Source organism: Geodermatophilus amargosae (assembly GCF_041028265.1).
GTDB classification, from domain to species: domain Bacteria; phylum Actinomycetota; class Actinomycetes; order Mycobacteriales; family Geodermatophilaceae; genus Geodermatophilus; species Geodermatophilus amargosae_A.
This window is the reverse complement of record NZ_JABGCW010000017.1, coordinates 63,393-88,123: the sequence shown is the minus strand read 5'-3', so window position 1 is coordinate 88,123 and position 24,731 is coordinate 63,393. Positions and strand designations below refer to the sequence as shown.

The 24,731-nt window shown below is 77.2% G+C and carries 23 protein-coding genes and 1 tRNA gene; 17 read left to right on the top strand and 7 right to left on the bottom strand.

Going from position 1 to position 24,731, the window contains the following annotated elements:
- Nucleotides 1-53: 53 nt before the first annotated feature.
- Nucleotides 54-1,427: a DNA repair protein RadA gene (gene radA, locus HLV61_RS19930; RefSeq protein WP_369258570.1), complete on the bottom strand. Its 1,374-nt coding sequence runs from the start codon at nt 1,425-1,427 to the stop codon at nt 54-56.
- 76 nt (nt 1,428-1,503) lie between these two features.
- Nucleotides 1,504-2,208, bottom strand: coding sequence for a hypothetical protein (locus tag HLV61_RS19925; RefSeq protein ID WP_369258568.1), 705 nt, complete (start codon nt 2,206-2,208; stop codon nt 1,504-1,506).
- 105 nt (nt 2,209-2,313) lie between these two features.
- On the opposite strand from HLV61_RS19925, the gene HLV61_RS19920 reads away from it, so the two are divergent.
- The 3 genes from HLV61_RS19920 to HLV61_RS19910 all read left to right on the top strand — a co-directional run bounded on the left by HLV61_RS19920 (nt 2,314) and on the right by HLV61_RS19910 (nt 5,520).
- On the top strand, nt 2,314-3,879 hold the full coding sequence (locus HLV61_RS19920; RefSeq protein WP_369258566.1) for a cryptochrome/photolyase family protein: 1,566 nt from the start codon (nt 2,314-2,316) through the stop codon (nt 3,877-3,879).
- Nucleotides 3,880-3,955: 76 nt separating this feature from the next.
- Complete coding sequence (locus HLV61_RS19915) at nt 3,956-4,576, top strand: RNA polymerase sigma factor (protein ID WP_369258564.1); 621 nt, start codon at nt 3,956-3,958, stop codon at nt 4,574-4,576.
- Complete coding sequence (locus HLV61_RS19910) at nt 4,573-5,520, top strand: hypothetical protein (RefSeq protein ID WP_369258562.1); 948 nt, start codon at nt 4,573-4,575, stop codon at nt 5,518-5,520. Before HLV61_RS19915 ends, HLV61_RS19910 begins: the two co-directional genes overlap by 4 nt.
- 18 nt (nt 5,521-5,538) lie before the next feature.
- Here HLV61_RS19910 and HLV61_RS19905 read toward each other — a convergent pair whose 3' ends face one another.
- Nucleotides 5,539-6,393, bottom strand: coding sequence for a UbiA family prenyltransferase (locus HLV61_RS19905; RefSeq protein ID WP_369258560.1), 855 nt, complete (start codon nt 6,391-6,393; stop codon nt 5,539-5,541).
- A 121-nt stretch (nt 6,394-6,514) separates the two neighbouring features.
- Between HLV61_RS19905 and HLV61_RS19900 the strand changes: the two genes are divergently transcribed.
- From HLV61_RS19900 to rlmB, 5 genes are read left to right on the top strand one after another with little or no spacing between them, the layout of a single operon-like run.
- A complete protein-coding gene (locus tag HLV61_RS19900) occupies nt 6,515-6,997 on the top strand; it encodes a CarD family transcriptional regulator (protein ID WP_012946870.1) in 483 nt (160 codons plus the stop codon).
- A 32-nt stretch (nt 6,998-7,029) separates the two neighbouring features.
- Complete coding sequence (ispD, locus tag HLV61_RS19895) at nt 7,030-7,692, top strand: 2-C-methyl-D-erythritol 4-phosphate cytidylyltransferase (RefSeq protein ID WP_369258557.1); 663 nt, start codon at nt 7,030-7,032, stop codon at nt 7,690-7,692.
- The gene (ispF, locus tag HLV61_RS19890) at nt 7,689-8,189 is read left to right on the top strand and encodes a 2-C-methyl-D-erythritol 2,4-cyclodiphosphate synthase (protein WP_369258556.1); all 501 of its coding nucleotides are present in this window, start codon (nt 7,689-7,691) and stop codon (nt 8,187-8,189) included. Before ispD ends, ispF begins: the two co-directional genes overlap by 4 nt.
- 57 nt (nt 8,190-8,246) lie before the next feature.
- Nucleotides 8,247-9,650, top strand: coding sequence for a cysteine--tRNA ligase (gene cysS, locus HLV61_RS19885; protein ID WP_369258554.1), 1,404 nt, complete (start codon nt 8,247-8,249; stop codon nt 9,648-9,650).
- Nucleotides 9,632-10,609: a 23S rRNA (guanosine(2251)-2'-O)-methyltransferase RlmB gene (gene rlmB / locus HLV61_RS19880; protein WP_369258552.1), complete on the top strand. Its 978-nt coding sequence runs from the start codon at nt 9,632-9,634 to the stop codon at nt 10,607-10,609. Before cysS ends, rlmB begins: the two co-directional genes overlap by 19 nt.
- Before the next feature lie 3 nt (nt 10,610-10,612).
- On the opposite strand, the gene HLV61_RS19875 is transcribed toward rlmB, so the two are convergent.
- Both HLV61_RS19875 and HLV61_RS19870 read right to left on the bottom strand, forming a co-directional pair.
- Complete coding sequence (locus tag HLV61_RS19875; protein WP_369258550.1) at nt 10,613-11,890, bottom strand: DUF445 domain-containing protein; 1,278 nt, start codon at nt 11,888-11,890, stop codon at nt 10,613-10,615.
- Between the two features lie 48 nt (nt 11,891-11,938).
- The gene (locus tag HLV61_RS19870; RefSeq protein WP_369258548.1) at nt 11,939-13,195 is read right to left on the bottom strand and encodes a S1C family serine protease; all 1,257 of its coding nucleotides are present in this window, start codon (nt 13,193-13,195) and stop codon (nt 11,939-11,941) included.
- A gap of 252 nt (nt 13,196-13,447) precedes the next feature.
- Between HLV61_RS19870 and HLV61_RS19865 the strand changes: the two genes are divergently transcribed.
- Entirely contained in the window at nt 13,448-14,176 is a 729-nt protein-coding gene (locus HLV61_RS19865; RefSeq protein ID WP_369258546.1) for a hypothetical protein, read from the top strand.
- Here HLV61_RS19865 and HLV61_RS19860 read toward each other — a convergent pair.
- Entirely contained in the window at nt 14,131-14,436 is a 306-nt protein-coding gene (locus HLV61_RS19860) for a DUF2695 domain-containing protein (RefSeq protein WP_369258544.1), read from the bottom strand. The two genes, HLV61_RS19865 and HLV61_RS19860, sit on opposite strands and share 46 nt — an antisense overlap.
- A gap of 58 nt (nt 14,437-14,494) precedes the next feature.
- Here HLV61_RS19860 and HLV61_RS19855 point away from each other — a divergent pair.
- A tRNA-Thr gene (locus HLV61_RS19855) sits at nt 14,495-14,567 on the top strand.
- A gap of 96 nt (nt 14,568-14,663) precedes the next feature.
- Nucleotides 14,664-16,604 (top strand): serine/threonine-protein kinase, encoded by a 1,941-nt coding sequence (locus HLV61_RS19850; protein WP_369258542.1) that lies wholly within the window; start codon nt 14,664-14,666, stop codon nt 16,602-16,604.
- 7 nt (nt 16,605-16,611) lie between these two features.
- Here HLV61_RS19850 and HLV61_RS19845 read toward each other — a convergent pair whose 3' ends face one another.
- Nucleotides 16,612-17,040 carry a DUF5313 family protein gene (locus tag HLV61_RS19845; RefSeq protein ID WP_369258540.1) on the bottom strand — a complete coding sequence of 143 codons (429 nt, stop codon included), beginning with the start codon at nt 17,038-17,040 and terminating at the stop codon, nt 16,612-16,614.
- A gap of 118 nt (nt 17,041-17,158) precedes the next feature.
- Here HLV61_RS19845 and HLV61_RS19840 point away from each other — a divergent pair, with 118 nt between their 5' ends.
- The 6 genes from HLV61_RS19840 to HLV61_RS19815 all read left to right on the top strand — a co-directional run bounded on the left by HLV61_RS19840 (nt 17,159) and on the right by HLV61_RS19815 (nt 24,727).
- On the top strand, nt 17,159-17,587 hold the full coding sequence (locus tag HLV61_RS19840) for a CBS domain-containing protein (RefSeq protein WP_369258538.1): 429 nt from the start codon (nt 17,159-17,161) through the stop codon (nt 17,585-17,587).
- Between the two features lie 49 nt (nt 17,588-17,636).
- The gene (rarD, locus tag HLV61_RS19835) at nt 17,637-18,554 is read left to right on the top strand and encodes an EamA family transporter RarD (RefSeq protein WP_369258536.1); all 918 of its coding nucleotides are present in this window, start codon (nt 17,637-17,639) and stop codon (nt 18,552-18,554) included.
- 86 nt (nt 18,555-18,640) lie between these two features.
- Nucleotides 18,641-18,973: a DUF3263 domain-containing protein gene (locus HLV61_RS19830; protein WP_369258534.1), complete on the top strand. Its 333-nt coding sequence runs from the start codon at nt 18,641-18,643 to the stop codon at nt 18,971-18,973.
- 185 nt (nt 18,974-19,158) lie between these two features.
- Entirely contained in the window at nt 19,159-20,829 is a 1,671-nt protein-coding gene (locus tag HLV61_RS19825) for a LytR C-terminal domain-containing protein (protein WP_369258533.1), read from the top strand.
- A gap of 89 nt (nt 20,830-20,918) precedes the next feature.
- Entirely contained in the window at nt 20,919-23,858 is a 2,940-nt protein-coding gene (locus tag HLV61_RS19820) for an alpha/beta fold hydrolase (RefSeq protein WP_369258531.1), read from the top strand.
- Nucleotides 23,855-24,727 (top strand): ABC transporter permease, encoded by an 873-nt coding sequence (locus HLV61_RS19815; protein ID WP_369258529.1) that lies wholly within the window; start codon nt 23,855-23,857, stop codon nt 24,725-24,727. Before HLV61_RS19820 ends, HLV61_RS19815 begins: the two co-directional genes overlap by 4 nt.
- The last annotated feature ends 4 nt before the right edge of the window (nt 24,728-24,731 follow it).

Sequence of the window (24,731 nt, the reverse complement as noted above, 5' to 3'; positions counted from 1 at the left end):
GGCACGACGGCCGCCCGGTCGCGAGCGGGGGGTGGGAGGAGCGGGGACCCCGCTCACCCGGGGAAGAGCCCGGCCAGCGCGGCGCCGAGGTCGGGGACCTCCATGAGCCGGATGCCCGGCGGGGCCTGGCCGGCGTCCGGCGGCACCAGCGCGAGCCGGTAGCCCTGGCGGGCCGCCTCGGCCAGCCGCCGGCCGGTGCCGCCGACCCGCCGGATCTCGCCGGACAGCCCGACCTCGCCGAGCGCGACCATGCCCTCGGGCAGCGGGGTGTCCTTGGACGCCGAGGCGATGGCCAGCGCGAGCGCGAGGTCGGCCGCGGGCTCGGCGATCTTCACGCCGCCGACCGAGGCGGCGAAGACGTCCGCGTCGGCCAGGCGGACGCCGCCCCGCCGCTCGACGACGGCGTTGACCATCGCCACCCGCTGCGAGTCCAGCCCGCTGACCGCCCGGCGCGGGGAGCCGCCGCCGGCGCTCGTGGCCACCAGCGCCTGCACCTCGGCGAGCAGCGGCCGGCTGCCCTCCATGGTCACGGTGACGCAACTGCCGGGCACCGAGGCGGTGCGGCGGGACACGAACAGGTGCGAGGGGTCGGGGACCCCGACCACGCCGCCGTCGCCGATCTCGAAGCAGCCGATCTCGTCGGCCGGGCCGAAGCGGTTCTTCGTGGCCCGCACCAGGCGCAGCGTGGAGTGCCGCTCGCCGTCGAAGGACACGACGACGTCGACGAGGTGCTCCAGCGCGCGGGGGCCGGCGATGGCGCCGTCCTTGGTGACGTGCCCGACGAGGATCGTGGTCATCCCGCGGGACTTGGCGACGGCGGCCAGTGCCGTGGCGACCGCGCGGACCTGGCTGGCGCCGCCGTCGGTGCCGTCGACGGCGGGGGAGCGCACGGTCTGCACGCTGTCGAGGACCAGCAGCGAGGGCCCCACCTGCTCGACGTGGGCGAGGACGGCCGACAGCTCGGTCTCGGCGGCCAGGTACAGCCGGGGGTGCAGCGCGTCGATCCGCTCGGCGCGCAGCCGGACCTGCGCGGCGGACTCCTCGCCGGAGACCACGAGCGTGGGGCCGTTGGCCGCGGCGACCCGGTGGGCGACCTCGAGCAGCAGCGTGGACTTGCCCACCCCGGGCTCGCCGGCCACCAGCACGACGGCGCCGGGGACCAGGCCGCCGCCGAGGACACGGTCGAACTCGGCGATCCCGGTGGGGACCGCGCGGGCGCCGGCGAGCTCGACCTGGGCGATCGGGCGGGCCGGTGCGGTGACCGGCCCCGCGGCGACCGCGCGCAGGGCCGGCGCCGGGGCGCTGACCTCCAGCAGGGTGCCCCAGGCCTGGCACTCCGGGCACTTGCCCATCCACTTCGCCGACGCGTAGCCGCACTCGGTGCAGCGGTGGGCGGGGCGGGCGGACTTCACTCCGGAGGGGGGCACGCCGCCACGGTAGGTGCGGCCACCGACACTCCCGGGGGAGGCGCGGGCAGGAGGGGCGCAGGGGGCTGCCGGGGCGTCACTCCGCCTCGGTGTCCTCCTCGCTCTCCGGGTTCTCCTGCTCGGTGCCCTCCTCGAAGTCGAACGGCTCGGGGCGCTCGATGGCCTCCTCCGGGCCGGCCACCAGCACCTGCGTGGTGATCTCCCCGGCCTGCTCGAAGGAGAACGTGACGGTCAGCGTCTGCCCGGGCGTCAGCTCCTCGCCGAGGCCCTGCAGCTCGATCGTCGCGCCGTCCTCGCGCCCGATGTAGAGCGCGGTGTCGGCGGGGAGGTCCAGCGCGAGCCGGGTGCTCGCCGAGGGGGACGCGCTCGGCGCGGCGGGCGTGGAGGGGGAGGACCCCGGGGTGGCGCCGGTGGTGCCCGGCGCCGGGGTGCCCGTGGGCTGGTCGCCCGCCGGCGAGGACGGCGAGGGGGTCGGTCCGGTCGCCGCGACCTGCACGGAGTCGAAGCCCTCGCCCTCGATGCCGGTGAGGGTGTCGTCGGCGTTCGAGGCGTTGACGATCGTGAGGATCAGCTCGGCGTCGTCCCCCTCCTCGTACCGGCCGCCCTCGGGGTAGGCGAGCAGCACCTGGCGCAGCAGGATGTCCTCCACCTGCGCCTGGGGGCCGACCTTGTCGCGGTCCTGGGTGCCGGTCTGGGTGACCTGTCCGCCGCTGCACGCGCCGAGCGCGACCGGGCTGAGGACGAGGGCACCCATCACGGTGGCGCGCAGCGCGCGGTTCACAGCGGTCGACCTCCAGCGAGCACGTGCCGGCCACCGTGAGGTCGATGGCCCGAGTCGCGCCGAGCCTAACGGTCCCCCCACGATGTCCGCCGGGAGGTGAGGCCGATGGTGCGCCCCGGACCCGGTGGCGGCGCCGAGGGGCGCGACCCTGCCCTCGCCGACTTCCCCGAGCGGTCGCCGGCCACGCGCCGCTGGACCTTCGCCGACCAGCTGGGACCGCACTTCCTCGACGCGCCGGACCAGCCCGTGCTGCTGATCGAGTCCAAGGCGGTGTTCGCGCGGCGGCGGTTCCACCGCCAGAAGGCCCACCTGGTGCTCTCCGCGCTGCGCCACCGCGCCGCGGAGCTCGGCGACCAGGCGCACCTGCACCAGGTCACCACCTACGCCGAGGCACTCGACCGCCACCAGGAGCCGGTGAGCGTGTGCGCGCCCACCACCTGGAGCAGCCGCGACTACGTGCTGCGCCGTCCCGGCCTGCAGGTGCTCGCCGCCCGCGGCTTCGTCAGCAGCCAGGGCGAGTTCGCCCGCTGGGCGGAGGGACGCGGCCGCCGCCGGCTGCTGATGGAGGACTTCTACCGCGACGCCCGCCGGCGCCTCGGCGTCCTCATGGACGGCGCCGAGCCGCTGGGCGGGCAGTGGAACCTCGACCACGAGAACCGCGAGCCCGCCCCGGCCGACGGCCGGTCCCCGGCGCCGGAGCCCTGGTGGCCGGCCGAGGACGAGATCGACGAGCAGGTGCGCGCCGACCTCGACCGCTGGGAGGCCGACGGCGAGGTCTCCTTCGTCGGAGACGACGGCCCGCGGCTGTTCCCGGTGACCCGCGAGGAGGCGCTCACCCGGCTGCACGACTTCCTGCGCTCGCGCCTGGGCGTCTTCGGGCCGCACGAGGACGCGATGCTCGCCGGCGAGCGGTGGCTGGCGCACTCGCTGCTGTCGCCGGCCATCAACCTCGGGCTGCTCGACCCGCTGGAGGTCGTGCACGCCGCGGAGGACACCGCCCGTGCGGCCGCCGCGGACGGGCAGCCGCTGCCGCTCAACAGCGTCGAGGGCTTCGTCCGGCAGGTCATGGGCTGGCGCGACTACATCTGGCACATGTACTGGCACCTCGGCCGGGACTTCCGCCACGCCAACTTCCTCCGCGCCACCGAGCCGGTGCCGGCGTGGATGGCCGAGCTCGACGGGTCCGCCGTCGACGCCGCGTGCCTGTCCGACGTCCTGGACGACCTGCGCCGGGACGGCTGGGTGCACCACATCCCGCGGCTGATGGTGCTCGGCAACTACGCGCTGCAGCGCGGCATCGACCCGCTGGCGATGACCGACTGGTTCCACCGCACGTTCGTCGACGGCTACGACTGGGTGATGGTCGCCAACGTCGTCGGGATGAGCCAGCACGCCGACGGCGGGGCGCTGGCCACCAAGCCCTACGCCGCCGGCGGCGCCTACATCGACCGGATGAGCGACTACTGCGGCGGGTGCCCCTACGACCCCAAGCGGCGCCTCGGCGACGACGCCTGCCCCTACACCGCCGGCTACTGGGCCTTCCTCGAGCGCAACCGCGAGCGGCTGGCCGGCAACCAGCGCATGCGCCGTCCGCTGCAGGGCCTGGACCGGCTGAAGGACCTGCCGCTGGTCGTCGAGCAGGAGGCCGCCCGGGGCACGTCGGCACCCTGACGGGTGGCGCCGGTCCAGTCCGGCTCCGCGCCTGCCGATGCCGTCCCCGTACGGGGGACGGCACGGGAGGTCGCCGATGGCGGTGGGACCGGCGTTCGACGACGTCCTCGAGGCGGCCCGTACGGGTGCGGCGTGGGCCTTCGAGGTGCTCTACCGGGACTTGTCCCCGGTGGTCACCGGGTACCTGCGCCTGCACGGCGCCCCGGACCCCGACGACCTGGCCAGCGAGACGTTCCTCGCGGTCTTCCGCGGGCTGTCCGGGTTCACCGGGGACGAGGCGGGGCTGCGGTCGTGGGTGTTCACCATCGCCCACCGGCGGCTGGTCGACGACCTGCGGCGGCGCAGTCGGCGGCCGCAGGTGGCCGACGGCGGCGCCGAGCTGCTCCCCGAGGTCGCCGGCGGCGACGTGGAGGACGACGTCCTGACCCGGCTGGGCGCCGAGGCGGTGCACCGGCTGTGCGCGGGGCTGCCGGAGGACCAGCGCTCGGTGCTGCTGCTGCGCGTCCTGGCCGACCTCACCGTGGAGCAGGTGGCCGGCGTGATGGGCCGCTCGGTGGCCTCGGTCAAGGCGTTGCAGCGGCGCGGGCTGCGCCGGCTGCGTGAGGAGCTGGACCCCGCGGGGACCACCCCGACGGGGGAGACGACGACGGGCCGCGCACCCCTGCGGGCCCGTCCGGCGATGACGGGGACGAGATGACCACGCCAGCCGACGCCCGGTCCGCCGAGGAGGCCCTCGAGGCCTGCCTCGCCGGCCGCCCCGTGCCCGGGGGTGAGCAGTACCTGACCGCGTTCACCGACGCGGTCCGGTCCTCCGCCTCCGCGCCGGGACGGCCGAACGCGGCCCTGGCCGAGCTGCTGGCGACCGGTCTGCTCACCGACCAGTCGGAACCGTCCACGCGGACGGCCGGGCACCCCGCCCGGGCCTCACGGAAGAGACCCCACGTGTTCATCACCTCGCTCGCCGCCAAGTTCGCCGCCCTGTCCGCGGTCGCCAAGGCCGCCGCCGCCGGCGGGGCCGTCGCGGTCGCCGTGACCGCCGGCGCCACCGCGGCCGTCCTGCCCGCCGACGACGCCACACCCTCCGTCGCCGAGGTCGGCGACAGCGCCGACGCGGTCGACGGCGAGACGACCGTCACCGAGCCCGTCACGGGACCCGCCACCGACCCCGGCGTCGTCACCGCCCCGCCGGTCGTCGACCCCAGCGACGGGGCCGGCGAGGGTGGCCCGGACTCGACCGGGGGGACGGGCGGGGTCGTCGGCGGGCCGGCCGGTGACGAGGACACCGGGGCCGAGCCGGTCGTCGACCAGCCCGTCACCGAGCCGGAGCTCACCAGGGAGCAGTGGGAGGCCGGCCCGGCCGGCGGGCAGTCCTTCGGCGAGTGGGTGAGCGCCGGCGCCCGCAACGGCTGGTCGACCGGTGAGACGGTCAGCCGGGAGGCCCACGAGCGCAACGCCGCACGTCAGGCGGCCCGCGAGCAGGCCGCCGAGGCCGTCCCCGCGCCGGCCCCCGCGCCGGCTCCCGAGGCGGCCCCCGCGCCGGCCCCCGAGCTGCCCACCACGACCGCCACCACGACCGGTGGCGGCACCGGCCACGGCGGCGGTCAGGGCAACGGCGGCGGCAACGGCAACGGCCGGAAGTGACCCCTGGCGGGGCCGCGTTCAGGTGAGCGCGGCCCCGCCGGCCAGCAGCAGCACCACGTCGAGGACGGTCAGCAGCATCACCGCGGGGAACGCCAGCCGGCGGAAGCGGGCCGTCCCCGCCAGGGCGGCCACCGCGACCGCGGGCACCGCCAGCACCAACCCGACCCAGCCCCACCACGCCGGCGGACCGGCCGGGCCGAGGACGAGCACCAGCGACGCCGTCCCCAGCAGCACCGCCCCCAGGACCGCCGCGACGCGCGGGCCCAGCCGGTGCGGCAGCCCGCGCACCCCCGTGGCGAGGTCGTCGGCGATGTCCGGGGCGACGTTGGCCAGGTGCGCCGCGGCCCCCAGGGCGGCGCCGGCAGCCGGCAGCCACCACGGCGCGGCCGGCACGCCGGGGGCCGCGGCCACCACCCCGGCCGGCAGCGCGCCGAACCCGGTGACGTAGGGCAGCCCCGAGGCCGCCGTGCGCTTGAGGCCGGCGTTGTAGGCCCATCCGCTGGCCACCAGCACCAGCAGCAGCAGACCGGGCACCCACCCGAGCAGCAGCGACAGGACGACGGCCGCCGCGGCGGAGACGAGGGCCGCCGAGCGCAGCACCGCGGGGCTGACGGCGCCCTGCACGACCGGCTTGTCGGCCCGCGCGACGGCGCGGTCGCGGTCGGCGTCGAGCCAGTCGTTGCTCCACCCGATGGACGCCTGACCTGCGAGGACGGCCAGGCCCACGAGCGCCACGCGCCCCGGCGGCACCTGCGCGGTCACCGCCAGGAGGGTGGCGACCAGGGTGACCGCGGCCGCCGGCGGGGCGTGCGTGGCCAGGACGAGCGCCCGGACGGACGGCCACCGGGACGCCCGCGCACGCACACCGACCACGCCCTGTCAACCCCTCCCCGGCACTTCATCAGGCCTCTGACCTGCGGATATCCATCGGCCGGCCGTTCCGGCCGTCAGTGTGCCGTGCTAACCTGGGGACAGCGAAAGGGGTCTAACACACATGGGCTTCACTGTCGGCGAGACCGTCGTCTACCCGCACCACGGTGCCGCTCTGATCGAGGCGATCGAGACTCGGGTCATCAAGGGTGAAGAGAGGGCCTACCTCGTGCTGAAGGTCGCCCAGGGCGACCTGACCGTGCGCGTGCCGGCCGACAACGCAGAGATCGTCGGCGTCCGCGACGTCGTCGGGCAGGACGGGCTCAACCGCGTGTTCGAGGTCCTGCGGGCCCCGCACACCGAGGAGCCGACCAACTGGTCGCGCCGCTACAAGGCCAACCTCGAGAAGCTGGCCTCCGGCGACGTGAACAAGGTGGCCGAGGTCGTCCGCGACCTGTGGCGCCGCGACAAGGACCGCGGCCTGTCCGCCGGCGAGAAGCGGATGCTGTCCAAGGCCCGCCAGATCCTGGTGAGCGAGCTCGCGCTCGCCGAGGGGACCAACGAGGACAAGGCCGAGGTCCTGCTCGACGAGGTCCTCGCCAGCTGAGCTCCGCACCCTCGTACCACCGGACCACTCCCGTGTCCGCTGTCGGCATCGTCGCAGCGGCCGGGAGTGGTTCGCGTCTGGGGGCCGATCGGCCCAAGGCGCTGGTCGAGCTCGCCGGCCGCCCGCTGGTCGCCTGGGCGGTCGACACGCTGCTCGCCGGGGGCGTGGGCGAGGTCGTCGTCGTCGTGCCGGCCGCCGAGCGGGAGACCGTCGCCGCGGTCCTGCCCGGCAGCGTCCGGCTGGTCGACGGCGGCGCCACCCGCACCGCCTCGGTCCGCGCCGGCCTGGCCGCGGCCGGTGCCGCCGCCGACGCCGTCCTCGTGCACGACGCCGCCCGCCCGCTGACCCCGCCCGACGTGGTCGCCCGCGTCCTCGACGCGCTGGCCGCCGGCGCGCTCGCCGTGGTGCCGGTGCTGCCCGTCGTCGACACGACCGTGGCGGTCGACGCCGCGGGCACCGTGGCCACGGCTCTCGACCGCGCCGCCCTGCGCCGGGTGCAGACCCCGCAGGGCTTCTCCCGGCGCGTGCTCGACGCGGCCTACGACGACCTCCCGGTCGGCGAGGAGCTGACCGACGACGCCGCCGTGGTCCGCGCGCTGGGCATCCCCGTGACCACCGTGGCCGGTGACGAGCGCGCCGCCAAGGTGACCGTGCCGCACGACCTCCACCTCGCCGAGCTGCAGGTGCGCCGGTGAGCGAGCTGCCCCGCGTCGGCCTCGGCGTCGACGTCCACCCGGTCGAGGCCGGCCGGGAGTGCTGGCTGGCCGGCCTGTCCTGGCCCGGCGCCGACGGGTGCGCCGGGCACTCCGACGGTGACGTCGTCGCCCACGCCCTCACCGACGCGGTGCTGTCGGCCGCCGGCCTCGGGGACATCGGCGGGCTGCTCGGCACCGACGACCCGCGCTGGGCCGGTGCCCGCGGGATCGCCGTCCTCGAGCACGTGCGGGAGACGCTGGCCGCCGCCGGGTGGCGGGTTGGCAACGCGGCCGTGCAGCTCGTGGCACCCACCCCGAAGCTCGGCCCGCGCCGGGCCGAGGCGGAGGCGGCGCTGTCGGCGGCCCTCGGCGCCCCGGTCAGCGTCACGGCCACCACCACCGACGGGCTCGGGCTGGTCGGCCGCGGCGAGGGCCGGGCAGCCATGGCGACGGCCCTGGTCGTCCGAGCAGGGTCCGTGGACTCCGCGCTGAGCTGACGGTGCGCTCCGTGGACTCCGCGCTGACCTGACGGTGCGCTCCGTAGACTCCGCGCAGTGACCCTCCGCCTCCACGACACGGCCGCGCGCGCGGTCCGGGACTTCACGCCCCTGCGTCCCGGGCAGGCCTCCGTGTACGTGTGCGGGCTCACCGTGCAGGGACCCCCGCACGTCGGGCACGTGCGCGCCGCCGTCGCCTTCGACGTGCTGCGCCGGTGGCTGACCGCGAGCGGCCTCGAGGTCACCTACGTCCGCAACGTCACCGACATCGACGACAAGATCCTCACCAGGGCCGCCGAGCACGGCGTGCCGTGGTGGGCCTGGGCCTACACCAACGAGCTGGCCTGCACCCGCGCCTACGACGTCCTGGGCGTCCTGCCGCCCACCTACGAGCCGCGCGCCACCGGGCACGTCCCGGACATGGTGGCGCTCATGGAGCGGCTGGTCGAGCGCGGGCACGCCTACGCGGTGGACGGCGACGTCTACTTCGACGTGCGCTCCTTCCCCGAGTACGGCGCGTTGACCCGCCAGAAGGTGGAGGACCTCGAGCCGGCCGCGGACACCGACACCGACGAGCGCAAGCGCGACCCCCGCGACTTCGCGCTGTGGAAGTCGGTCAAGCCCGGCGAGCCGGACACCGCGTCGTGGGCCACGCCCTGGGGCCGCGGCCGGCCGGGCTGGCACCTGGAGTGCTCGGCCATGGCCGGGCGGTACCTCGGGCCGGAGTTCGACGTCCACGGCGGCGGGCTGGACCTGCGCTTCCCGCACCACGAGAACGAGCAGGCCCAGTCGCGGGCCGCCGGCGACCCGTTCGCCCGGTACTGGATGCACAACGGCTGGGTGACCCTCGGCGGCGAGAAGATGAGCAAGTCGCTGGGCAACACCGCGCTGGTCGACGAGGTGGTCCGCCGGGTGCGGCCGGTCGAGCTGCGCTACTACCTCGTGGCGCCGCACTACCGATCGACCGTCGAGTTCACCGACGCCGCGCTGGCCGAGGCCGGTGCCGCCTACCGGCGCATCGAGTCGTTCGTGCAGCGCGCCGTCGAGCGGGCCGGCCGGGACACCCCGACCAGCCTGCCGGCCGCCTTCCGCGAGGCGATGGACGACGACCTGGGCACGCCGGCCGCCGTCGCGGTCGTGCACGAGGCGGTCCGGGCCGGCAACACGGCCCTCGCCGACGGCGACGACGTCGCCCTGGCCGAGGCCCTCGGTGCGGTGCGCGGCATGCTCGGCGTGCTGGGGCTCGACCCGCTCGACCCGCACTGGGCGGCCGGCGGCAACTCCGACGACCGGCTCGCCGGGGTGACCGACGGCCTGGTGCGGCTCGCGCTCGAGCAGCGGCAGGCCGCCCGCGCCCGCAAGGACTACGCGGCGGCCGACGCGCTGCGCGACCAGCTCACCGCCCTCGGCGTGCAGGTCGAGGACACCCCGCAGGGACCCCGATGGGAGCTGACCCGCTGATGGCCGGCAACAGCCAGCGCCGCGGCCGCACGAGCGGTGCCGGCAAGAAGACCGCCAGCGCCGGCACCGGCGGCAAGAACCGCCGGTCGCTGGCCGGACGGGGCGCCACCCCGCCGGCGGAGATGCGCACGGGCCACCCGGCGCAGCGCCGGGCGCAGGCCGACGCCCGCCGCCGGACCGACCGCGACCGCAGCCGCCAGCGGGCCGAGGAGACGCCGGAGCTGCTGCTCGGCCGCAACCCCGTCGTCGAGGCGCTGCGTGCGCAGATCCCGGCGACCGCGCTGTACGTCGTCACCGGGGACAGCCGCGCGACGACCGACGAGCGGATCACCGAGGCGCTGCACCTGGCCAGCGACCGGGGGCTTCCGCTGCTGGAGGTCGGCCGGGCCGAGTTCGACCGGATGTCCAACGGCGCGCTGCACCAGGGCATCGGCCTGCAGGTCCCGCCCTACGAGTACGCCCACCCCGACGACCTGCTCGACGTCGCCCGCGACTCCGGCCGCCCGCCGCTGGTGGTGGCCATGGACGGCGTCACCGACCCGCGCAACCTCGGCGCGGTGGTGCGCTCGGCGGCCGCGTTCGCCGCGCACGGCGTCGTCGTGCCGCAGCGCCGCTCGGTCGGCATGACCGCCTCGGCCTGGCGCACCAGCGCCGGTGCGGCCGCCCGCCTCCCCGTGGCCCGCGCGGTCAACCTCGCCCGCGCCCTCGCCTCCTACCAGGACGCCGGGCTGCAGACGGTGGGCCTGGCCGGCGACGGCGAGACGGACCTGGCCGACTACGACGGCCTGGCCGACCCGCTGGCCCTCGTCGTCGGTGCGGAGGGCACCGGGCTCTCCCGGCTGGTGCGCGAGCGCTGCGACGTCGTCGTCCGCATCCCGATCGCCCGCGACACCGAGTCGCTCAACGTCAGCGTCGCCGCGGGCGTCGCGCTCTACGCCGTGGCGCAGGCGCGCGGCTGACCCTCAGCCGAGCAGCTGGGCCACGGTGTAGATGACCAGCCCGGCCAGGCCGCCGACGACGGTGCCGTTGATGCGGATGAACTGCAGGTCGCGGCCGACCTGCAGCTCGATGCGCCGGCTGGTCTCCTCGGTGTCCCAGCGCGCCACCGTGGTGCCGACGACGTCGGCGACGTCACGGGCGAAGCGCTCGACCAGGTAGCCGGCCACCCGCACCGACTGGCGCTGCACCCGCTCGCGCACCCGGGGGTCGGTCTGCAGCAGCCGGGCGCCGTCGTGGACCAGCCCGGCCATCCGCGCCCGCAGCCGGGAGTCGGGGTCGGCGGCGGCGGTGAGGAACGCGGTCTTGGCGTTGGTCCACAGCGACGAGGACCAGGTGCGCACCGCCGGGTGCTCGAGCAGCTCCTTCTTGAACGCCTCGACCCGCGCCGCGGTGTCGGGGTCGGTGCGCAGCTGGTGCACGTACTCGCGCAGCCGGGCGTCGTAGACCCGCCGCAGCTCGTGGTCGCGCTCGGCGCCGACCTCCTGGAGGAAGCCCTGCAGCGCGGCGAAGATCCGGTCGAACACCCGGTCGTCGACCCAGTCGGGCACCCAGGACGGCGAGGCGTCCCCGAGCTGGGCGCGGAAGACGATCCGGTTCTCCTCGAGGAAGCGGGCGAGGTAGCGCAGCGCCGCCGAGAGCACCTCCTGGTGCCGGTCGCCGTCGACCACCAGCTCCAGCACCCGGGCCAGGACCGGCGCGGCCGGCGTCTCGTGCAGCTTGCGGTCGACCAGGCCCGACACCGCCTCCTGGACGTCGTCGTCGCGCAGCAGGTCGGTGAGGCCGGCGAGCGCGGCGGCGGCGTCGCCGGCCAGCCGCTCGGCGCGGCCGGGCGCGGCCAGGAAGTCACCGAGCCGGCCGGGGACGTCCATGGTGGCCAGCTTGTCCTCGACCACGGCCCGGGTCAGGAAGTTCTCCTCGACGAACGCGCCGAGGCTCGCGCCGATCTGGTCCTTCTTGCGCGGGATGATCGCCGTGTGCGGGATCGGTATCCGCAGCGGGTGCCGGAAGATCGCGGTGACGGCGAACCAGTCGGCCAGCGCGCCCACCATGGAGGCCTCGGCGGTGGCCCGCACGTAGCCGACCCAGGCGCCGGCCTCGTCGCCGAGCAGCATGCAGGCCAGGAAGACCGCCGCGGCGACCAGGAAGAGGCTGGTGGCCAGCCGCTTCATCCGCCGCAGGCCCGCGGCGCGCTCCGGGTCGTCGAGCGAGGAGGCCAGCGGGGCACTGACGGACGACGACACCCTCCCCAGCCTAGAGGCGGGGGAGGGGCCGTCCCGGACCGGAGGGGATCAGCCCCCGCTGCCGCCGAGGGTGACCTCGACCGTGCTCGTCCGCCCGCCGCGCTCGACGCTGAGCTCGACGGTGTCGCCGGGGGCGGAGCTGCGGATCGCGGCGGTGAGCTCGGTGGAGCTCGTGACCACGCGGTCGCCGACCGCGGTCACGACGTCCCCGGCCTGCAGTCCGGCGTCCTCGGCCGCGCCACCCGGCTGCACCTGGACGACCTGCGCGCCGGTGCCGACCTCGCCGGAGCCGTCCGTCCGGGCGTTCACCCCGAGGACGGCGTGGGTGGCCGAGCCGGTCCGCACGATCTCGTCGGCGATGCGCTTCGCGGTGTTGCTCGGGATGGCGAACCCCACGCCGATGTTGCCGCTCTGCGACGACGAGCCGGGCGCGCCGGAGGCCACCGAGGCGATCGCGGTGTTGATGCCCACGACCTCGCCGGTCGCGTCGACCAGTGCGCCGCCGGAGTTGCCGGGGTTGATCGCGGCGTCGGTCTGCAGGGCGTCGATCACCGTGGCGTCGTCCTGGGTCGAGCCGGTGGCCACCGCGCGGTTCGTCGCGCTGATGATCCCGTCGGTGACGGTGTCGGACAGGCCCAGCGGCGCGCCGATCGCCACGGCGAGGTCGCCGACCTGCACGTCGTCGGAGTCGGCGAAGGTGGCCGGGGTGAGCCCCTCGGCACCCTGCAGCCGGATGACCGCCAGGTCCGAGGTGGGGTCGGTGCCGACGACGGTGGCGTCGTGGAGCCTGCCGTCGGACGTGCGGACCTGGACGGTCGCGTCCTGGCCGGCGCCGTCGAGGGTGACCACGTGGTCGTTCGTCAGCACGTAGCCGTCCTCGGAGAGCACGACACCGGAGCCGCTGCCCGAGCCGGACCCGCTGGTGACGTACACGGTGACGACGCTCGGCGCGGCCTTCGCGGCGGCGGCGGTCACCGCGGTCGCGTTCGCGGGGTCGCGGATGACCACCGACTGCGCCGGGGCGGTGGCGCCGCCGCCGCTGCCGCCGCCGTCGGTGAGCGCGACGACGCCGGCCCCCGCGCCGCCGCCGATGAGGGCACCGGCCAGCAGTCCGGCGACACCGATCCGCAGCCGCCCGGCGCGCCGCTTCTCCGGCGACGGGGCCGGGGGAGGCGCCGCCGGCGGCAGGGTCGCCGTCGCGGTGCCGGCCGGCGGGTACCAGGAGCCGCCGGACGGGGGCGGGGTCCAGCCCGGGGTCGCACCGTGCGGCTGCTGCGCCGGGTCCGGGTACGGGTGTCCGCTCACTGTCCTGGTCCTCCTCCTGGGCGGTCGTCCGCCGCTCCGGGACCGACGATCGGCGCGGCGTCTGGCGGAGCCCTGGGGGGCGCCTGGGAATCGTCTGGACGCGCCCGGCGGGGGAGGCCGGACGGCGCCTCCCGCCGGCGACACGCCGACCACCGTGTGCGACCGGACCGTCGCGGGGTAGAGGGGGAGCCCGCTCGCTCCTCCCGGAGCGGACGGGCCCTCCTGCCCGGCCTGCTCCCCTGGAGGCTGCTCGTGTCCACCCGCGGTCTGCCCGCCCGCCTGCTCGTGGGCCTCGCCGCCCTGACCGCGCTCGCGGTGGCCGGGATCGGTGGCCTGGCCCTGCGACCGCCCGGGCTGCTCGCCGTGGGCCTGGCCGCGGTGGTCACCGCCTGCCTGGCCGGCGGGGTGGCCCGCGAGTCGCTGGCCGAGGCCGGCGGGCAGGCGCGCCGGCCGCCGCTGGAGGCGGCCTGGCGCACCGGCGCGGTCACCATCGGCGTGCTGCTGTTCCTGTCGGGGACCGCGGTGCTGGGCGGTGCCGCGCTGACCGCGCTGGCCGGCGCCGTCCTCGCCGTCGGCGCGCTGGGCCTGTGGCTCCTGCGCGCCGGCCGACCGGTGCGGCCGGCGGCGCCCGACGACCTCCCGGCCGGCGGCCGGCTCCCCGCGCCGGAGCCGCAGCGGCCGGTGGCCGGCGTCCGCCCCGCGGAGCCCGGCGGCACGGTGACGTCCCTGCCCCCGGTGTCGACCCTGACCACCGCGGCGCTGGGCCGCGAGTGGCTGGGCACGACGGCGGCCCTCGCCGGCCGGCTGGACCCGGCGGCGCGGCAGTCGATCGTCCGGCGCCGCCAGGACACCCTGGACGAGCTCGAGCGCCGCGACCCGGCCGGCTTCGCCCGCTGGCTGGCCGACGGGCCGCTGCCGGGCAGCGACCCGGCCGGCTACCTGGCCGAGGGGCCGGCGGCCGCGGGGCCCGACACCGCCTGAGCCTCCCGGGTCGCCGGGTCGAAGACGACGACGGGGTCGACGTTCATCACGACCTCGCAGTCGCAGAAGCCGCCGAACTCCTCGAGGCCCTCGTGCAGGCGGTCGAGGGCGATGCCGTGCCCGGCGGCCCACGCGTCGGTGGCGCGGTGGGAGCGGTCGCAGCCCCCGGCCGCGATCACGGCGTCGAGGTGCTCGCGCAGTGCGTCCAGCTGGGTCCGGTCCAGCGGCAGGAGCCCGGCCGGGTCGTCGATCGGTGCCACGCCGACAGCATCGGCAGGGAGGGCCACGCGGTCGACCCCTATCGTGGTGCCGTGTCCCGCCGGCGTGGCGCAACTGGTAGCGCACCCGACTTGTAATCGGGCGGTTGGGGGTTCGAGTCCCCCCGTCGGCTCCGCACCCGCGCAGGTGCTCGCTGTCAGCGCGTGGTGACGCAGCGGCGCCCGCCCCCGGCGGCGTATCCGCTGGTCGGCCCGGGTACCCGAGCCGGATGGTCCCAGCGGCGGACGACGGGGAGCTCATCGCCGGGCGGTACCGGCCGGGTGAGCGGGTGGGTGCGGGCGGGACGGGCACCGTCCGGCGCGCGGAGGACGTCGTCCGCGGGCGCGCGGTGGTCCTGCGGGAGGTCCGCCTCCCGGACGGCTGGCCCGAGGCCGCCCGCGCCGCCGGCCGCCAGCGCTGCCTGCGGGAGGTCCGGGCCCTGGCGGAGCTCGACCACCCCGGCACCCTGGCCGTCCTCGACGTGGTGGACGACGGGGCGGTCACCTCCCTCGTCCTGCCCGACGTGCCGGGCACGCGGCTGTCCGAGGTGCTCGCGCGCGAGGGGCCCCTGTCCCCGCAGCGGGCCGCGCTGGTCGGGCTCGCCGTGCTCGGTGTCCTCGAGGCGGCCCACGGGCGGGGCCTCCTGCACCGGGACCTCACGCCCGACGCCGTGCTGTTCGGCGCGCCGGCGGACGGCTCGCCGGGCCGGGTCCTGCTCACCGGCTTCGGGGTCGTGCACACGGCGGGCGACGCCGTCCTGGGCGGTACGGGCCTCCTGGTCGCCTCCCCGGGCTACTGCGCCCCGGAGGTCGCCCGCGGCGAGGCGCCCGGCCCCGCCGCGGACACCTGGTCGCTGGGCGCGACGCTGTCGACGGCGGTGGAGGGCCGCCCGCCGTACCGGGCCGACGACGCGCAGGGGACGCTGGCCGCCGTCGTGCGGGGCGGGCACGTCCCCTCCGCCCGTGCCGGGGACCTGCAGCCGGTGCTGGCCCGGATGCTCGAGCCGGACCCGGCGCGGCGCATCGGGCCGCGGGAGCTCGAGCAGGCGCTGGGCGCGGTGGCCACCTCCGCGGCCGCCGGGACCGCGCCGGCCGGCCGGCCGCTGCGTGCCGTCGGCCCCGACGTCGCCGCCCGCACCGCCGTGCTGCACGTGGTGGCCCCCGTCCCCGTGGTCGACCCGGTCCGCCCGGCCGCGCCTGCCCCGCCGGCCGCGCCCGCCCCGCCGGCCGCGACCGCCCGCGGCGCCGCCCGTGCCCGGTCGCACACCAGCCACCGCGCTCCCGTGCGGCACCACCGGGCGGCGTGGCTCCTGGCCGGCCTGGCGGCGGCGGTCCTGCTCGCGGTGGTCCTCGTGAGCGTCCGGGGCGGTGCCGATCCGTCCGGCGTCGCGGAACCGGTCCGCACGACCGCGCCGGCGACCGGCGGCGCGACCCTGCCGCCGCCTCCCCCCGGGACACCGGCGCAGCGGCTCGGCGCGACGATCCCCGCCCTCGCCGAGCTGGCGGCGCGCGACCCGGGCACCGTGGGACCGGGGGCCGGCGACGTGCTGGCGGACCTCCGGCGGGTCGAGTCCCTGCAGGGAGCCGGACAGCGCTCGGCCGCGCTCGCCGCGGCCGCGGCCGTCGACGCGGCGTCGCAGGCCGGCGAGCTGGACCCTGCGGTCGCGCGCCAGGTCGGGCAGGTCCTCGGCGACGTCGTCCGGCCCGACCGGCTCGTCGACCTGGTGGCGATGCTCGAGCAGGACCCGCCCGCCGCGGGGCCGGACGGACCGGCGCTCTTCGACGCGCTGGTGGCGCTGGACCACGAGGTGCCCGGCGACCGGACGGCCGCCGAGGCCGCGGCCGTGCTGGAGCGGGTGACCGCCGGCGGAGCGCAGGGCCGGTTGACCGACGCCACCGTGCAGGCGGTCGTCCCCACGCTGCGCGAACTGACCGACCCGACGCCCCTGGCGGACCTGGCCGCCCTCCTGGCGCGGGCCGAGGCGGACCCGGACGCCGTCGGCCCGGCCGCCGGCGACGTCCTCGGGACGCTGCGCGACCTGCCGGGGCTGCCGGTCTACGACCTGGGGAACCGCGCGGCCGGCCTGCTCGAGCTGCTCGGTCAGGAGGGGCGGGTGGACCCGGCGTTCCGGGACGCCGCCGCCCCCGTCCTCGTGCGGCTGGTGCGCTGAGCGGGCCTCAGTCGAAGCTGCCGGAACCACCCACGCGGTAGGGGTGGCGGTGCTCGACGCGGGCGGCCCGCGCCCGCTCGGCGCGCTCCTCGCGCAACCGCGCCGCGGTGCCCGCGGGATAGCCGGCCTTGGCGACCCGGTGCTCGGTGGTCTCCACCATGAACGCCAGCGAGTACATGAGCCCCACCATCAGGCCCCCGAACGCCGCGGTCAGCCGGTAGCCCATCCCCACGGGGACGGCGACCAGGCAGATCACCACGAGCGGGGAGAGCTGCACCAGCGACCGCACGACGTGCCGGCGCACCCAGCCGGCCCGCGTGGTGTCCGAGAGGACCCACGGCGCCAGGGCCCGGGGCAACCCGCCGCCGAAGGCGTAGCGGAGCCACTGCAGGGGCGTGGGGCGGGACGTCGCGGGTGCGGCGTGCTGGGTGCGCACACCTCGACGGTAGGCCCCGGTGTCCAGTCCGGCGCCGGTCCCGCGAGGCGCGACGGAGCCCGTTGTCCGCGGGCGCCGGCGGGTGGACACTCCAGCGGCCGAGAGAGGGAGGGCGTCCGTGCAGATCGCCCAGCTGCTCCGCCGCAAGGGCCCCGACGTGGCCACCATCGCACCCGACCGGTCGGTCCGCGACGCCCTGGCCCTGCTCGCCGAGCACGGCGTCGGCGCGCTGGTCGTCTCCGCCGGGGGCGACGCCGTCGACGGCATCGTCTCCGAGCGCGACGTCGTCCGCGCCCTGCACGCCTCCGGGCCGGGCGTCCTCGACGGGCCGGTGTCGGCGCTGATGACGGTCGACGTGCGGACCTGCGTGCCCGGTGCCTCCGTACACGACCTCGCCCGCACGATGACCGACCACCGCGTCCGGCACGTCCCCGTCGTCGAGGACGGCCGGCTGCTCGGGATCGTCTCGATCGGCGACGTCGTCAAGGCCCGCCTCGACGAGCTCGAGCAGGAGCGTGCGCACCTGGTGGACTACATCCAGGCCTGAGACCCGGGGCAGGGATCCGGGGCAGGGCGCCCGGCGTACGGTGCCCGCCGTGGACGAGCGGCGGCTGGGGACGGCGGCGGGCCTGTCCGCCTACGGGCTGTGGGGCCTCTTCCCGCTGTACTTCCCGCTGCTCGAGCCGGCCGGCGGCGCGGAGATCGTCGCCCACCGCATCGTGTGGTCGCTGCTGTTCGTGGCGCTGCTGCTGACCGCGCTGCGGAGGTGGTCGCTCGTGCGCGCGGCGGTCACCGACCGGCGCACGATGCTCGTCCTGACCGGTGCCTCGGTGCTCATCGCCGGCAACTGGCTGGTGTTCGTCTACGGCGTCAACTCCGGCCACGTCGTCGAGACCTCGCTCGGCTACTTCATCAACCCGCTGGTCAGCGTGCTGCTCGGCGTCGTCGTCTTCTCCGAGCGGCTGCGGCTGCTGCAGTGGGTGGCCGTCGGCCTGGCGGCCGTGGCGGTCGCCGTCCTCACCGTCGACCACGGCCGGCCCCCGTGGATCGCCCTGGCCCTGGCCGCCACGTTCGGCGGCTACGGCCTGCTGAAGAAGCTGGTGCGGGTGGAGGCGGCGCCGGGGTTGTTCGTCGAGACGGCGGTGGCCTTCCTCCCCGCCCTGGTGTTCCTCGGGGTGCTGCAGGCCACCGGGCGGGGGACCGCCGGCTCGGCCGGCACGGGGCACCTGCTGCTGCTGGTGGCCTCGGGCATCGCCACCGCGGTGCCGCTGCTGCTGTTCGCCGCGGCCGCCCGCCGGATCCCGCTGTCGACCGTCGGCCTGCTGCAGTACGTGACGCCGCTCATGCAGCTGGCGCTGGGCGTCTTCGTGTTCCACGAGCCGATGCCGCCGGCGCGGCTGGCCGGCTTCGCGATCGTCTGGGCGGCCCTGGCGGTCTTCACCGTGGACGGCCTGCGGGCGGCGCGTGCCGCGCACCGGCGGGCGGCGGCCGAGCAGGTGCCGGCCGCGGTCTGATCCACACGCGCGTCCGGGCTGTGTCTGTCACCCCCGGGGCCTACCGTTCTCGGTGACGGCTTCCCCCCGATCGAACGGACACGACCATGACCCCCGACCCTGCTCCCGCGGTCTCCCCGCCCGGGGGTACGGCGTCCGGTGAGGGCCCCGAGCAGCCCGCGGGCCTGACCCGGCGCGAGCACGAGATGCTGGCCTTCGAGCGGCAGTGGTGGCGCCACGCCGGTGCGAAGGAAACGGCCATCCGCGAGCAGTTCGGCGTCCCGCCGACCCGCTACTACCAGGTGCTGAACGCGCTGGTCGACCGCCCGGCAGCACTCGCCGCGGACCCCCTGCTGGTCCGCCGTCTGCGCCGCCTGCGCAGCGCCCGGCGCCAGCGGCGTTCGCCTCACCTGCTGGGCAAGGACCCTTCCGCCCTCTAGATTCGGTCACCGTGGGCAGGCATGCGGCGTCAGGTGGTGACCAACCGGACCGGCAGTCAGCCCCGGTGGGCGGCGGTCGCCGCCGGACCGACGCACCCGCTGCCGGTCCCGTGCCCGACCTCCCGACGACGCCCCACCCCAGTGCCGGCGCCCCTGCCGCCGCGCCCACGCCGGCGCCTGCGTCGGTGCCTCCACCCGAGCTGAGCGACCACCCGACCACGCCCGGCCGCAGCCGCGCCGACCGCCGGCGCGACGCCCTGCGGGGCGACGAGACGGACCGCCGCCGCCTGCTCACCGGCCGGCCCGGGAGCCCGGCGGCCGCCCGCCCCGCCGAGGTCGAGCGCCCGCCGGCGCGGTCGCGCGCCGTCCAGCCCGAGGCCCCGGCCGCCTGGTCGCGGCCCGCGGAGCCCGCGCCGGCGAGCCGCCCGCGGGTCCCGTCGCCCGTCGCGGCCGGTGGGGCCACGCGGCAGGCCCCCGCGCCGCCGCGGCGCGCGCCCCAGCCGCCCGTCGCCCAGCCGCCCGTCGCCCCGCCGCCGGTTCCGCAGCCACCGCTGCAGCCGCCGGTCGTCCGGGCTCCCGCGGGGCGGCGTCCCGCGGCCCCGCTGCCCGTCCGGCGTCCCGCCGCCGAGCCGCCGACCGCCCAGTCACCGGTCGTCGCGCGGCCCGCACCGCAGCGGCCCGCACCGCAGTCGCCGCCCCGCCCCGCCGCCCCCGAGACGACGGTCGCGCCCTTCCAGGCGGTCCCGACGCCCCAGGCCGACGCCGCCGAGCCGGCCTCCCCGCCGCTGGACCCGTGGGACCAGCCCGCCCGCCCGGCGGCCCGCGGCCGCACGAGGCCGGCCGCCCCCGCGCAGCCGGCCACCCCCGCGCGGCCGGAGGGCGACGGCGCGAACGGCCATCGCGACCGGACCCGCCCCTCCGGTGCCGGCACCGCCACGCCGGCCGCACCGCCCACCGAGGCGATCCCCGACCGCGAGGTGGTCCGCGACCGCGAGCCGGCCCGCCCTCCCGCCGCACCGCCCACCGCAGCCATCCCCGACCGCGAGCCGGTCCGCGACCGCGGGCCGGCCCGCGAGCAGGTCGCCGCGCCGCCGACCGAGGCGATCCCCGACCGCGAGGCGGCCGCGCGGCGCGGGACGCGGGACGAGCGGGACGCCGGGACCGGGCCCGACACCGGCTCCACCGGGGTCGTGGGCAACCGGGCCGCGATGCGCGCCGAGCGCGCGGCACGCGAGAGCGAGCGCCAGGCGATGGAGGTCGAGCGCCGCAAGGCCGCGCGCCGCGCCGGGGTGTCCCGCGCCGCGCTGCGGGCGGCCGAGGGCGACGACGCGCCGCCGCGCCGCCGCCGCGGGCTGGCGGTGCTCGCCGTCGTCGTGATCGCGCTGGTCGTGCTCGGCGTCTACAGCTTCACCTCCCCGGCGGCGCAGGAGGCCGGCCCGACGACGACCCGGAGCCCGGAGTCGTCGGCGCCGACCTCGGTCGCCCCCTCGACCGGGCCGCTGCCTCCGCTCTCGGTCGAGCCGCTGCCCCCGGTCGACCAGACGCCCGGCACCCCCGTCCGCGTGCCGGTGACCGTGCTCAACGCCACGCCCACCAGCGGGCTGGCCGCGGAGGTCGCCGCCGCCTTCGACGCCCAGGGCTGGACCTCGGCCGGCATCGGCAGCTACGACGGCGGTGACGTCGCGGCCACGACCGTCTACTTCGACCCGGGCGACGAGACCCAGCGGCTGTCGGCCCTGCAGCTCATGGACGCCTTCCCGAGCATCACCACCGGCCCGGCGGCGCGCTTCTTCGACGTGCCGGACGTGTCCGACCCCGGCCTGGTCGTCGTCGTCACCGGCGCACTGCAGCCCTGACCCCCGCCGGCGCCACGCCGACGCGGATCTCCCGGAACACCCGCGCGGCACCGTCCGTTGGCCGCAGCGTGCGTCCCGTCCGCGGGCCCGTGACACCTCGCCCGCGCTCCGGCGCCCGCGTGGCGCTCGGCGTCCTGCTCCCCCTCCTGTTCACCGGCGCGCTCGTCGGTGCCGTCCCGGCGACGGCGGCCGCCGCCGAGGACGTGGCGACCGAGGACGCCCTGGTCCCCTCCGGCTCCGGCGCCGACGCCGTCGAGCTCGACACGACCCTCTACCGGCCGGCCTCGGCCACGTCCGACGCCCCGGCGCCGGCGGTGGTGCTCGCGCACGGCTTCGGCGGCAGCAAGCAGTCGGTCGCCGACGACGCCCGGGACCTGGCCGACCGCGGCTACGTCGTCCTCACGTACTCCGCCCGCGGCTTCGGGGCGAGCACCGGTCAGATCGGCCTGGACGACCCGCGGTACGAGGTCGCCGACCTCTCCACGCTGCTGGACCTGCTGGCCGAGCGCGACGACGTCCTCCTCGACGGCGACGGCGATCCGCGGGTGGGCGTGGCCGGTGCCTCCTACGGCGGGGCGCTGTCGCTGCTGGCCGCGGCCTACGACGACCGGGTCGACGCGATCGCGCCGCAGATCACCTGGAACTCCCTGACCGCGGCGCTGTTCCCCTCCCAGACCGGCACCGCCGAGGACGTCACCCCCGCCGCCACGGCGCAGACGACCGACACCGGCGTCTACAAGCGGCTGTGGGCGGGGCTGTTCTTCGGCGTCGGCTCGGTCCCCGGCGGCGGCCTGCTCGACGCGCTCGGCGGCGGGGGAGCGGCCGAGGCCGAGGACGGGGAGGACGGAGAGCGCTCCGGCTCCGGCTCCGGTGGGGCGGCCCCCGCGTCCGGGAACGCCGCCCCCACCCTGCCGTTCGACCCCGCGTCGGTGGACCCCGCCGTGGTGGAGCAGGCGCTGACCTGCGGCCGGTTCCGCGCCGACATCTGCGCCGCCTACCAGTCCGCCGCGGCCTCCGGCACGCTCACGCCCGAGGTGGCCGCGGTGCTCGACCGCAGCAGCCCCGCCGCCGTGCTCGACCGGATCACCGCCCCCACCCTGCTGGTCCAGGGCACCGAGGACTCGCTGTTCGGCCTCGGCCAGGCCGACGCCAACGCCCGCGGCATCGCCGCGAACGGCACCGACGTCAAGGTCGTCTGGTACGCGGGCGGGCACGACTCGCAGGCTTCCGAGCGGGAGACCGCCGACCTGCGCGACGCGGTCGCCGGCTGGTTCGACTGGCACCTGCGCGACGAGGGCGACCCCGCCCGCGGCGAGGACCCCGGCACCGGCTTCGAGTTCCCCGCGCCCACCGGCCTGGGCAGCGGGCTGGGCAGCGTGCAGGGCGGCAGCCAGAGCGTGCTCGCCGAGGCCTACCCCGGTCTCGACGGCGACCGCCCCGTGGAGCGGCAGAGCGTGGCGCTCGGCGGCTCGACGCAGCCCGTGGTCACCCCCGCCGGCGGCACCCCCGCCGCGCTCACCACGGTCCCGGGTCTGGGCGCGCTCGCCTCCGCGCTCGGCGGGACCGCCGTGGAGATCCCCGGCCAGTTCGCCGCGTTCTCCAGCGAGCCGCTCGACGCCGCCGTCGAGGTCGTCGGCGCGCCCACCGTCGGGCTGGCCGTCGCCTCGCCCTCGGGCAGCGCCACGCTGTTCGCCAAGCTCTACGACGTCGGCCCCGACGGCGCGCAGACGCTGCCCGGCGGCCTGGTCGCCCCGCTGGCGCTGACCGGCCTGTCGGCCGACCCGACCGCACCCACCGAGGTCGCGGTCACGCTGCCGGCGATCGTGCACCGCTTCGAGGCCGGGCACACGATGCGCGTCGTCGTCTCCTCGACCGACCAGGCCTTCGCCCTGCCGGCCGAGGCCACCGTCTACTCCGTCGCCCTGGCCGGGGCCGGCAACGGCGGCACCGCGCTGGCGGTGCCCACCGTCGAGGGGCAGACCCAGGCCACCGGTGGCAGCTCCCGCTGGTGGTGGCTGCTCGGCGCCGTCGTCGCGCTCGGCCTGCTGGGCTGGCTCGCGGCGGTGCTGTGGGGCCGCCGCGCACGCCGGGTCACCTCGGCCGTCGAGCCCGACGGCGAGGACGTCCCGCTGCGCTTCGAGGGCATCACCAAGGCCTACAAGGACGGCTTCGTCGCCGTCCGCGACCTGTCCTTCGAGGTCCGCCGCGGCCAGGTGCTCGGCCTGCTCGGCCCCAACGGCGCCGGCAAGACGACCTCGCTGCGGATGCTCATGGGCCTCATCAAGCCGAACTCGGGGCGGATCACCGTGTTCGGCCACGAGGTCCGCCCGGGCGCGCCGGTGCTCTCCCGGCTGGGCTCGTTCGTCGAGGGCACCGGCCTGCAGCCGCACCTGTCCGGCCGCGACAACCTGCGGCTGTACTGGGCCGCCACCGGTCGCCCGGCCGAGGACGCGCACATGGAGGAGGCGATCGAGGTCGCCGGCCTCGGCGCCGCCCTCGACCGCCCGGTGCGCCGCTACAGCCAGGGCATGCGCCAGCGGGTGGCGATCGCCCAGGCCATGCTCGGCCTGCCCGACCTGCTGGTCCTCGACGAGCCGACCAACGGGCTGGACCCGCCGCAGATCCACGCCATGCGCGAGGTGCTGCGCTCCTACGCCGCCACCGGCCGCACGGTGATCGTCTCCAGCCACCTGCTCAGCGAGATCGAGCAGACCTGCACCCACGTCGTCGTCATGACCAAGGGGCAGAAGATCGCGCAGGGGACGGTCGACGAGATCGTCGGCGCGGGCGGTGCGGTGCTGGTCGGTCTCGCCGACGAGGCCGACACCGACCGCGCGGCGGCCGTGCTGACCGGGCTGCCCGGTGTCACCGTCGAGCACACCGACGACGGCCTGGTCGCCGACCTCGGGCCGGAGACCTCCCGCGCGACGGCGCTGCAGGCGCTCGTGGCCGCCGGGGTCACCGTCGACCAGTTCACACCGCGCCGCCGCCTGGAGGACGCGTTCCTGGCACTGGTGGGGGAGTCGTGACCGCGACCGAGCACGTCCAGCCGACCGGCGCCGTCGCCGGCTACCGGCCCGAGCGCACGCTGCGGCTGTCGGTCGAGCTGCGCCGGCAGTTCAAGCGGCGCCGCACGATCGGCGTCTACGTGGCGATGGCCGCCCTGCCGCTGATCCTGATCGCCGCCCTGCAGCTGGGCGCCAGCGAGGAGGCGCAGACCAACAGCCGGATCAACCTGGTCGACGTCGCCACCTCGAGCGGGCTGAACTTCACGCTGTTCGTCCTCTTCGCGACGACGACGTTCTTCCTCGTCGTCGTCTACGCGCTGTTCTTCGGCGACACCGTGGCCAGCGAGGCGGCGTGGGGGTCGCTGCGCTACACGCTGGCCACGCCGGTGCCCCGGATGCGGCTGCTGCGGCAGAAGTGGACCGCGGCGCTGGTCCAGTCGGTCGGGGCGCTGCTGACCCTCGCCGTCGTGGCGGTGGTGGCCGGCGGCATCGCCTTCGGCTTCGACGACATCCAGACGCCGATCGGGGTCACGCTCCCGCAGGGCGAGGGGCTGCTGCGGCTGGCCGGGATGCTCGGCTACCTCGCCGTCCACCTGCTCGTCGTCGGCACGCTGGCGTTCTGGCTGTCCACGATCACCGACGCGCCGCTGGCCGCCGTCGGCGGCGCGGTCTTCTCGATGGTCGTCTTCGCGATCCTCGACCAGGTCGAGCAGCTGGGGTCCCTGCGCGACTGGTTCCCCACCGCCGAGGAGTTCGCCTGGACCGACCTGCTGCAGACGCCGGTCGACTCCGGCGACCTGTTCCGCGGCGTGGTCCAGTCGCTGGTCTACGCCGCGGTGTTCACCGCGCTGGGCTTCCGCCACTTCGCCCGGCGCGACGTGACGTCGTAACGGT